The following is a 10,198-nucleotide window of genomic DNA, read 5'->3' as shown; positions in this document are numbered from 1 at the left end:
GGCTGCGCCGGCCGCATGCATATCTGGCCGCCGCACTTGCGCTACTGCTGTTTTCGCCGGTGATCATCTGGAATTTCCAGCATGACTGGGCGTCGCTTAGCTTTCAGTCAAGCCGGGTCAAGGGGGTAGGCGATAATCAATTCTCGGTGCACGAATTATTTCTGCATCTTATGGTCCTGTTGACGCCGGTGGGTTTGCTTGCCGCAGCCATGGCGTTGTGGCCGAGGACCGAACGTGACTCCAGCACCTATGCACGCAAGCGTCGCCTGTTCGTGGGAGTGTTCACCGGCATGCCACTGTCAGTGTTCTTGATTCTCAGTATTTTCGATTCACAACGGTTCCACTGGGCCGGTCCATTATGGCTCGCGGTACTGCCAACGATGGCGTGGATGATGGGCCAGGCGGGCGATCTCAGCGCCACCGCACGCCATGTGAGAGCAGCCTGGAAGCCGACCATCATGATCTGCCTAATTCTCTATGGATTCGTACTGCACTATGTGGTGCTCGGTATCCCTGGGATTCCCTACAAGTTTTTGTCCGAACGTTATTTTTGGCGCGAAGCCACAAATGAGGTCGAGCAAATTGTAGCGGAGGTTCGACAACGGACTGGGCAAGAGCCCATTGTGATAGGCATGAGCAAATGGTCGGTGGCTGCGCCCTTGTCTTTTTACAATCGCGGCGATGAGCCTATGGAGATACGCTCACGCAATATGTTCGGCGATAGCGGTGCCATGTACGATTTCTGGTATCCATCGGAATCGCCCACGACCCGCCCCATCATCATGGTGGGCATATGGCGCCACGATCTCGAGCATACCACGAAAATACATGACATTGACCGGATGCTCCTGCAACCCGGTCCGGTACAGGAGCGAGTAGTCATGCGCGAAGGCAAGCGGCTGCGGCAGGTGCATTACCGCATTGCGGAGGGGTATTTGGGTAAAAATCCTTGATTCTCAGTAAAGAAAATCTATTGCTTCATTCCACGATTTTCTTTCTGCCGGCCAATTCCAATAGCAGTGATGACCAGAAGTAAAGTGGGAATCTTGCCAAAAAGAACAAAAGTATCCGTCAGCCCCGATATAAAAATAAAGCATACTAAAGCTGCTCCCAGAAGGGAAAGGCGATATGTTTTCAGGGTTTGATACCAGCTCCATAGAAGAAATGAGAACGCCAAAATGCCAAGCGCGCCGATATGCATTCCAATTTCAATCCAGTCGTTGTGATAATGAGAGGTTTCAAGGAATTTTGGCAAATCCTTGTACCGACCATCTTTGTATGTGACCACCGTTTTTTCAAAATAGCTTTCGGGTACGCCTGTGCCATGGCCAAACAAGGGCTTTTGAGCGATGCCATGCAGTCCAACATCCCAGACGGCGAGGCGATAACCCAGGCTGTTATCGTATTTTCCTCGCTTGGACAGCTCGATATCGGCCTGGGCCTGAACCAGCCTTTCATGCAGGTTGCCATTATTGTATGCGAAAAATACAACCATAATGGTCGCCGATGCGACAATACTCAGAAGGACTTTTTTTTCTGTTTTATAGCGCAGGTAAATTAAAAATACCGATGCAAGCAATGTGGCCAGAAGAGGTCCGCGTCCATTCTGGTTTAACTGCATAAAAAATAGAAATGTCGCGAGAAGCCATAATGCTGACTTTATTCTTTTACCGGCGCTCACGCTGGCAAAATACAGAGATAGTATAAACCCTATCCCAAGCATCGATGAGAAGGTCAGATAGCTTATATCAAGGGGTGGAATGCCTTGCACCCCGACAATAGCCCATTGATAACTTCCGATAAGTAAAACGCCAAAATAACCCGCAAGCAGACCACTAATCGCCCAAGGCAGACGATCTTTATTCAAAAGCGATAAAAATGGCACAAAGACCAGAAGTCCGAAATATCTTCTCCATTTCAAACGTCCATATGCGGGAAAGTCGCCCCAAAGCATTCCCAGCGCCAACACAGCGCAAAAGATGAGTATTGCTAATACGAAAGGTTCTTTGATTACCTGTCCGAGCCTGCGAAAGCCGTTATCCAGTATCCAGAGCAAGGTTACGAGAATACCTACATTCAAGCTCAGCCATTTGCTCCACAGCGCTATGCCGAAAAAAAACAGCACAAACTTTACCAGCGTGTTGTGCCACACCTGAGCGTTTTTCATCAGGCTGGAAGCAGGGTTGATTGCTCATACATCGGACACTCGACCTATAACCTCCACCTCCCAAGCTAAATTTCGTACCCTATGATCTTCCGAACACATCGAAATAGATTGATTTTTCATAGTCAACCGGCTCAGAATTCCGCTCCAGTCAAAGACCCTGTTGCAGGGTGCACTTGGAGATGAAACGCTAATTTAAACGCTTTGCTGGCCCTTGAACAGGCTTGAGCCACCGTGAAGAATCAGTTTTATTATAAGCTCAAATTATGCATATATTGCGATGGGATGGAATTGCGGCGCATTCCTCTTTGGACTCCTGCGTCGCCGCCATAATCCTATATGTTTCGTGATAATCCTCTTGAATGAAATGTAGTCCTTACACTCTCAAATTTGGTTGCAATGGACACATTTGATCCGTCTTTTAACTGCCAGACGAAAATAATTTTTCCCGCCGCAAACGTTGTGCGGTGGCTCATATGAAAGCGCTTTTTTTTCTACGCCATTATAATGACATAGATCACATCACTCCGGTCATCTCGAAATGGATCGAGGCGGGCCATATCTGCGATATCGTCATGGTAGGTAGTCCAAAATTTCTCAGTGATTACCGTATTGAATTTCTGAGCAGGCTCGATGGTGTGCGAGTTGCCCATATTCGTAACCTGTTGCCACCTGTTGAATTCTTGAGATGGCAGATGCAGATGCTCCTCCTGCTCAGCAGTTTGAGACGGCTGTTTATAGGCCCTCTTATCGGCGCATTGGCTCGGATGTACGGTGCCAAACGGCGCGAGTTGATCTGGCGAAGCACCACTGACCGCTTATTGCAGCGGAGTTTCAACGGTATTGACGAGGGTGTGATCGTATTTGACTGGATCACCAGAGATTCGCCTATTTCCGTGGAGTGGGTCGAGACGGTTGTGTCTATGGGACGAACCATGGGTTTGGGTACAGCATCGCTGCCGCATGGAGATAGTCCTCATGCCAGTCAACTGATACGACACCATGAGTGGAGCCTCGAACCGGATACCCTGTTTTCTGCGGCAAGGATATTTGATAAGCTTGTGGTACCCAATGAATTGTGCGCAAAGCGCTTCCGTCCGTTCCTGGATGATCAGGCGATTGCTGTGCTGGGTTCCCCACGCTACTGTGACGAATGGTTGGAGAAATTGACAAAAATCTCTCCATCTTTGCTGACGGCCCGCTCCGGTAACCGGCTTAAAGTCGTGATGTTTTTGAGGAAGAGCAATTTTACGACGTTCTGGGAAGAAGTCGGCGAGGTGATCGGTATGATCGCCGCTTTTCCCGAAGTAGAATTGGTGATCAAGCCACATACGCGCGGCGGCCGTCGACAGCCCCTCACCAAAAATTTGTCCTTGCATCGCCTGCCGAATGTAAGTGTGGCAAGCGATGACACCCATTCCATTCATTTGATGAATTGGGCGGATGTTATTATCGACCTTGCCACTTCGGTGGTTTTTGAAGCAGTCAAGGCGAGAAAACCGGTGCTAGCCGCCGATTACCTGCATGCCGGACGTTCTGCGCTAGCCTGTTTTATGCCCGAGACGGAATTGAAATGCCGGGATGATGTGTATAAGAGAATTGACGAGTTTCTTACCGGCGGTGGCGGTTCCTTCTATGTGGAGGAACATCGGCTGCGATTCATCAACGAGATGCTTCACGCCGGAGGGCCGGATGTATTATCCCGCTATGTGGCTTTGCTTGAAGCGCAGGTGAAGAGAAGATGAAGGAAAGATACAGAGCAAATCCTCAATCGTGTCTTTGGCATTAAATAAATCAGCGAGCCATGCGGATCAATAAATTGGCGGAATCATTCAGTTATTTCCCCTGTTCAGCAATAGACGAATCCTGGCGGAATTAACTGTGGAGAAAAAGCCTTCTTTCGAGATATATTTTGGCGGCCCCGACCAGCCCGCGGGATACCTGCGCGATATATTGGAGAAACATATCGCCGCGGTTCCGTCCGGCGGCTCCATCGACTGGGTTACCTATTATTTTCGTGACCTGCGGCTTGCGGAAGCGCTTATTCAGGCTTATAAACGCGGAGTCAAGGTTACCTTGACGCTAGCGGGCAAACCGCGGGTCCCCGATGCCAACGATGCCGTAATAACAAGACTTTCCGCCCATGATGGACTGGCCAAAGGACTTCGCGTTGTTACCCTCCCTGGTTTTCCCGCCCCGCCAGGGAAGTCGTGGAAGCCGCAATTACACGAAAAACTTTACTGCTTTTCGCACCCAAAGCCCATTGCGTTTATCGGCTCTTTCAACCCATCAGGAAACGTGCCGGAGGAAAAGCCGGAAATCATCCGGAAAATAGGTGACCAGGACCGGGGGCATAATGCGCTAGTCGGACTTGTCGACCCATATCTTGTTGAAGAATTGGTAAAGCATGCTCGACAGCTGAATCGGGTACCGCCAGGGTTACTTTACCGGTTCTCTGCCAATGCAAATCTGGCGATCAGCAGCCTTGACACAACTATCTACTTCTGGCCCCGGATACGTACGCACCCGGTGGTGGAGTTCTTGAACCAGGTTGGCAGCACTGCGCGTGTCCGCATAGTTGCATCGCACATCAGAACAGAGAGCGCCGCCGATGTGATGATTGAGCTCGCCAACCGAGGTGCGGCACTGGAGATATTTGCAGATTCAACCTTGAGGCGCGTCACTGCAAAGGTAGAACAACGGCTCTCGGCCTCCAGGATCCAGTTCAAGCGAATCAAAAATCCCGAGCATCTTCCGATGCACCTCAAGTTCGTGCTGGTAGAAGAGCATGAGAAGGTATGGTCCTTTTTTGGTAGCTTCAATTGGACAAAACCATCGTTCTGGCTCAATCATGAAATTGCGGCCATTTCAAGCGACCCCATGCTTTTCAAGGCTTTTGTCGACCGATGTAATATGTTGGAATGAAAAACGCAGACATGAACGAAAATTCTGGCCTGTCGGACTTGAAGAATTGCAGCGAAAAAGTGACGGGGTGAAGATGGATTCTGCGGATTTTTAAGACCAATAATTATTCTATCGCTCGACAAAACGCGAAATATGAACCGGCTAGTCGCTTTTGCAGCCGATTTCCTTTAAGTTCGACAGTCGGCTAGCACCGACAATTTGAAAATCCGAAATTGTAATACCCAAAACTCGACTTTAACCAGAAATTACCTTTTGCGGTGTAGCTCACCTCGGTAAAAATCAAGTCTTGAGGTAGTCATAATGCAGTCCAGCCCCCATCCATGACCAGGTTCGCGCCAGTCATATAGCTCGACGCATCCGAGGCTAGAAAAATAGCGGCTCCGCGGTATTCGTTTTTTTCTGACATGCGGCCAAGGATGGTCCGAGATGAATAGTTTTTAATAAACTCATCATCATGTTGATTCCAGACTCCACTGGGCGTGAGAAGATTTACTCGTATGGCCGTATTCATATAATAAGCCGCCAAAAACTTTGTCAATCCCAACAGACCCGCTTTGCAAACGGAATAAACGGCGGGCTTGTATGTCTGGTTCTCTTGACCGGATTTTTTATAAATACGTTGATCCGGCCCGACAAGTCCGTAGTTGGATCCCAGAAAAATAATAGAACCCTTCCCTGATTTTTCCATTACTTCGCAGGCGGCCTGGGTGAATAAAAAAGCACCCGTCAAATTGACATCCAGAGAGGATTGCCAAAGTTCTTTTGGAAACTTAGTGAATTTGGAAAAAGAGGTGGTGTCAGAACCCCGTTCAAATTTCGGATCAATGGCGGCGCTGTGAATAACAGCATCAAGTCGATTGAACTGGATTTCGCATAACTGGACAATGGATCGGCAAGAATTGGTGTCGGTCACATCCAGGGTCTGAATACATGTTTTCGTATTTGGATAAACAGAAGCAATTTCGCTTTTTAGAGATTCTAGATTATTTCTCTTTAAATCTCCCAGTACTAAATGGGCGCCAGCCGAAGCGGCAGCCAGAGCGAATTCTTTTCCGAGCAGACCAGTGGCTCCACTGATGAGCACCACGTGGTCGGTAAGATCAAAGGGCGTACCTTTGTACGGTTGATTCATAAAGCAACCTTCTGATGGGTTTGAAGGGATTTTTTTACTGCTAGAGCGGTGTTCAGGACATCGATGCCGTCCTGCAAGGTGACTCGGGGAGTCGATCCTCGGGAAAACGTCTCAATAAATTCCCCCATCATGGATAGAAATAACGCGTTCCGGTCCCAGGCTGAAGGTAATTCCATTTCATCCAGGATTTGCCCATTTTGTTTCAGGGTAGTGCGGCGAGCGGGATAGTCCCAGTCTACGATGGCCTTTTCAGCCACGATATTCATATGCCGGACGGGCGGCTTTCGCCAATAATCCATCCGGAGTTGAACACAGATGTTTCGCTCGGTTTCGAACGTGATGAGCGCGGTATCTTCCGCTGTAATTTCGAGAGACGTTCGATGCCCTCCGATAGCAAAGACCTCCTTGGGTTTTCCGAAAAGCCAATGCAAATAGTCCAGCTCATGGATAAGCGTCAGAACAACCCCTCCCCCCTGATCTGCGCGCGCAGCATAACTCTGCCGGTAATCTTCCCAAGGGTGCCAGTCGGGCAAGTATTCTCCAAGGTCCACTTGCACCGAGTAGATCTTTCCAAGTTTATCCTGTTTGATCCATTCTTCGATTTTCTGCAGCCCCGGGTGCATCCGGAGCTGGCACCCCACCAAAACTTTAGGCCCATTTAGAGTGAGGTAGCGAGCCAGTTCGGGCAACCGCCGTTTTTCATGGGCAATGGGCTTCTCAACATAAACGTGGGACCCTGCCTTGAGGGATTTGATGAGCGTTTCCAGATGAAGCGAGGTAGGGTTGGCCACCACCACAAGGTCGAATTTGTGGCTGAGTGCGAGGTCGAGATCTTGAAAGACAGCAATACCTTCGGGAATGATCTCCATGGGAGGCGGAAGATTCCGGCTTCGCACCACGCCGAGTTCGCGAATTCCGAGCGTATGCAAATTGTTGAGGTGCCTGACTCCAATGGATCCAAGGCCAACCACCAAAGCTTTCAAATGTTGCTTCCTCGTCTTTCCATCAGGAATTCGGCCAGTTGAAACGAGAATTCATCGTCGATATCGATGGAGTCGTTGTTCTCGATTTTAAGCGGCAAGACATGTGTGCCTGTGAGGGAATTTTTTTCCAGAATGGTCCGGGTGCGAATCAAATCCAGATAACCGATTTGCCAATACACCTTAGGCAAACTTTGCCTCGGTTCGTTGAAGGGCTCGGAAATGCCAGGAACCTTCAATAGCGCTTGCATAAAACCATCCTCTCCGATGGTCCACATTTTGTAAGGATTTTGCCCTGGCTCAATGATTCCTCGAACCGAATCCGCTTCCGGATTTTTTTTCAGAAGCTCAGCAGCCTCTTCTATTTTCGAAACGCTACGCGAGGGAGAAGTTGGACGGAATTGAAAGATGGCATCGGGAAGTGGGACTCGATTTTGTTCTAACCATCCCAAAAAATGATGAAATACGGGCAAGTCCCGCGTATCGTCCTGCGCGAGTTCACTAGGCCTTAAAAAAGGTACCTCGGCGCCGGCGTTTCTCGCTACCTTGGCAATTTCCTCCGAGTCCGTGCTGACAAAAGTTCGCTGGATGGAGGGGCATTTAAGGGAAATCTCAATCGAATGGGCGATAAGAGGTTTTCCCCGCAAAAGCCGGATATTTTTATGGGGGACGGCCTTTGATCCCCCCCGCGCGGGAATGAGCGAATAAATCAACATCGACAACAGTCTGCATTGCTTTAATTCAGTAGGCTCGATAGCCCGTTTTGGCCGAAATGATGCGCTTGGGGTAAGTGGTTGTCAAGCAATGTTCCGAATGGGTAGGAGCCATGGGACAACTAAACATGGATGCGCCACAAGGGTTTATGTAGTCAAGGTCGAAACCAGGATTTTCTAGACTGAATTCCCATTTCAGCCGGCACTATGTCCAAATTCAGACGGTACAACCTCCTGACTTTCAGCCGGGTAGTGGACCTCACTAATCATGAATCAGCCAAATCGACGTTTCCGAGGCACGCAATACCTTTCTATCGTTGAACCAGCACAGCCTTGACGTTGCCGTGCGCGTTTCGTTTACGTACGAATGATATAACCCTGTACCTTGCGTCAATGCGATAATGGATAACTTGAATTTGCTGACTTGTATTTTTTCGAAAATATGTCAAATTCCGCCTCGACCCTTATTATTCCTGTTGAAAATCAAGTGCGTGAACTGGACGCCAAACTTCTGCTGTCTTGCGTGGCGGCCGAGCGCGGTTTCCCGGTTATTCTCGGTTCGCGTGCGTTTGTTCATTTCGAGGTGGCGTCGCTTCCACGTGGTGTGTATCTGGCGAAAAGCATGCGCAGCCTGAGCAACTCAATGTTCAGAATTCTGCGTTTGCTTGGGCATGAGATCGTTGCGTGGGAAGAAGAGGCGCTGGTTCACCCGCCCCCCGACACCTATTTCACGGTTCGAATGTCTCCGACGACAATCAGGAATGTGTCTCATATATTTGCCTGGGGCCAGGAAAACGCCGACCTGCTTCAGCAGTATCCGCAACTGCCTTCAAATATGCCTATCCATATTACCGGAAATCCCCGCGGCGATATATTGCGGCCCGAAATGCGCCCCTACTTCGATGCAGAAGTAGAAAGATTGCGCAAACTTTACGGGGATTTCATTCTCATCAACACGAATTTTACCGAGGTGAACCCCTTCATTCCGAATGTTGGTTTGTTTGTGCCGTCGAAAGATGGGCAGAAGAAGTCCCGGCGCGGCCAAGCCGGGATTGGAATGAGCCGCGAATTTGCGGATGGATTATGGGATCATAAACAGGCAATACTGGAGGATTTCAAGCAACTCATTCCCGCTCTCGAACAGGCTTTTCCTGATCTGACGATTGTCGTCCGGCCACATCCGAGTGAAAATTTCAAGGTGTACAATGAGATCGCCGCCAAGTGCCGGCGAGTGAAAGTCATCAATGAGGGCAATGTCATCCCCTGGCTTCTGGCTGCGAAGACCATGGTGCACAATGGTTGCACGACGGGACTGGAGGCTTATGCGCTTGGGGTGCCGGCTATATCCTACCTTGCGACATTCAATGAGTATTATGACTATGAGTTTCAGGGCCTGCCCACCAGGCTAAGCTATCAGTCCTTCAATTTTGAAGAATTGCAGCATACCTTGACCGGAATTCTTGAAGGTAAACTGGGCGTCGCGGGCGGTGAGGAACGCAAGGCACTTATCGACTATTATCTGGCGGCTCAAAATGGGCGTTTGGCTTGCGAGCGCATCGTCGATATCCTTGAGGACAACGGCTATGGTAGAAAGCAGCCGCCCTCACCCCCGCTTGGGAAGTTTGTTCAGGGCTGGGCGCTTGCCAAATTAAAAGCTTCGGTCACAAACTTGAACATGCGCCGTCCTGGCCCCAACCGACTTTCGTACCATGACCATCGCTTTCCCGAGATCAAGGTCGCGGAGATCGAACAGAAGATTGCGCGTTTTGGCCATTTATTGAATCGTTTTGGCAATATCAGAGTCAAACAACACTCAAGACACTTGTTCAGAATCCAGGGTTAGCGAATCTTCGAATTCAACCTCATGATCCCTTTTCAAAAAATTTTTCGAATCTGTACGATATAGCGATAGCGGGTGCTCGCCAAAGATGGGCTCGGGTTTTATCTAATCAAAGGATAATCGTAAATTATTTATGAAGACACCAAAAATCATTGCTGAAATAGGCTGTAATCATAAGGGGGATATGGAGATCGCCCACGAAATGATAGAGATTGCGGCAACATTCGCGAAATGCGATTTCGTAAAGTTTCAAAAGCGTTCGAATAAGGAATTACTTACCCCTGAAGAATATAGCGCACGCCACCCTAACCCCCAAAACAGTTATGGGGAAAGCTATGGCGCTCATCGGGATGACCTGACCCCGAAATCAGTACCGGTCTAAAGTAGAAATTTCCGACTCAGTAGGCCTGCCGGGCAAGGCATTTTCCCTTGCCTGGCGGGCGA

8 protein-coding genes and 1 pseudogene are annotated in these 10,198 nt (G+C 49.3%); 5 read left to right on the top strand and 4 right to left on the bottom strand.

Annotated features, from left to right (window positions below; translation table 11 throughout):
• Positions 1 to 953: pseudogene (locus BUA28_RS16025) on the top strand (dolichyl-phosphate beta-D-mannosyltransferase); the annotation flags it as partial.
• A 17-nt stretch (positions 954 to 970) separates the two neighbouring features.
• Here the strand turns inward: BUA28_RS16025 and BUA28_RS15150 are convergent.
• A complete protein-coding gene (locus tag BUA28_RS15150) occupies positions 971 to 2,167 on the bottom strand; it encodes an O-antigen ligase family protein (protein WP_072768971.1) in 1,197 nt (398 codons plus the stop codon).
• A 473-nt stretch (positions 2,168 to 2,640) separates the two neighbouring features.
• Here BUA28_RS15150 and BUA28_RS15145 point away from each other — a divergent pair, with 473 nt between their 5' ends.
• Positions 2,641 to 3,909: a hypothetical protein gene (locus tag BUA28_RS15145; RefSeq protein ID WP_072768970.1), complete on the top strand. Its 1,269-nt coding sequence runs from the start codon at positions 2,641 to 2,643 to the stop codon at positions 3,907 to 3,909.
• Between the two features lie 136 nt (positions 3,910 to 4,045).
• Entirely contained in the window at positions 4,046 to 5,089 is a 1,044-nt protein-coding gene (locus BUA28_RS15140) for a phospholipase D-like domain-containing protein (RefSeq protein ID WP_256598350.1), read from the top strand.
• A gap of 295 nt (positions 5,090 to 5,384) precedes the next feature.
• Here BUA28_RS15140 and BUA28_RS15135 read toward each other — a convergent pair whose 3' ends face one another.
• The 3 genes from BUA28_RS15135 to BUA28_RS15125 are packed head-to-tail and all read right to left on the bottom strand — an operon-like array spanning position 5,385 to position 7,917.
• Positions 5,385 to 6,221, bottom strand: coding sequence for an SDR family oxidoreductase (locus BUA28_RS15135; protein WP_072768966.1), 837 nt, complete (start codon positions 6,219 to 6,221; stop codon positions 5,385 to 5,387).
• A complete protein-coding gene (locus tag BUA28_RS15130; RefSeq protein ID WP_072768964.1) occupies positions 6,218 to 7,204 on the bottom strand; it encodes a Gfo/Idh/MocA family protein in 987 nt (328 codons plus the stop codon). Before BUA28_RS15130 ends, BUA28_RS15135 begins: the two co-directional genes overlap by 4 nt.
• Positions 7,201 to 7,917, bottom strand: coding sequence for an acylneuraminate cytidylyltransferase family protein (locus tag BUA28_RS15125; protein WP_072768963.1), 717 nt, complete (start codon positions 7,915 to 7,917; stop codon positions 7,201 to 7,203). The genes BUA28_RS15130 and BUA28_RS15125 overlap by 4 nt, the downstream gene beginning before the upstream one ends.
• 439 nt (positions 7,918 to 8,356) lie before the next feature.
• Between BUA28_RS15125 and BUA28_RS15120 the strand changes: the two genes are divergently transcribed.
• On the top strand, positions 8,357 to 9,757 hold the full coding sequence (locus BUA28_RS15120) for a surface carbohydrate biosynthesis protein (RefSeq protein ID WP_072768961.1): 1,401 nt from the start codon (positions 8,357 to 8,359) through the stop codon (positions 9,755 to 9,757).
• Positions 9,758 to 9,887: 130 nt separating this feature from the next.
• Entirely contained in the window at positions 9,888 to 10,136 is a 249-nt protein-coding gene (locus BUA28_RS15115; protein ID WP_256598349.1) for an N-acetylneuraminate synthase family protein, read from the top strand.
• The last annotated feature ends 62 nt before the right edge of the window (positions 10,137 to 10,198 follow it).

The organism is Nitrosospira sp. Nsp11 (assembly GCF_900142705.1).
Classification (GTDB): domain Bacteria; phylum Pseudomonadota; class Gammaproteobacteria; order Burkholderiales; family Nitrosomonadaceae; genus Nitrosospira.
This window is presented reverse-complemented; position numbering and strand designations above follow the sequence as displayed.

What these genes read in the sequence shown, in the direction of transcription:
- BUA28_RS15150 (WP_072768971.1), bottom strand. Translation starts at nt 2,167, where the DNA reads ATGAAAAACGCTCAGGTGTGGCACAACACGCTGGTAAAGTTTGTGCTG.
- BUA28_RS15145 (WP_072768970.1), top strand. Translation starts at nt 2,641, where the DNA reads ATGAAAGCGCTTTTTTTTCTACGCCATTATAATGACATAGATCACATC.
- BUA28_RS15135 (WP_072768966.1), bottom strand. Translation starts at nt 6,221, where the DNA reads ATGAATCAACCGTACAAAGGTACGCCCTTTGATCTTACCGACCACGTG.
- BUA28_RS15125 (WP_072768963.1), bottom strand. Translation starts at nt 7,917, where the DNA reads ATGTTGATTTATTCGCTCATTCCCGCGCGGGGGGGATCAAAGGCCGTC.
- BUA28_RS15120 (WP_072768961.1), top strand. Translation starts at nt 8,357, where the DNA reads ATGTCAAATTCCGCCTCGACCCTTATTATTCCTGTTGAAAATCAAGTG.
- BUA28_RS15115 (WP_256598349.1), top strand. Translation starts at nt 9,888, where the DNA reads ATGAAGACACCAAAAATCATTGCTGAAATAGGCTGTAATCATAAGGGG.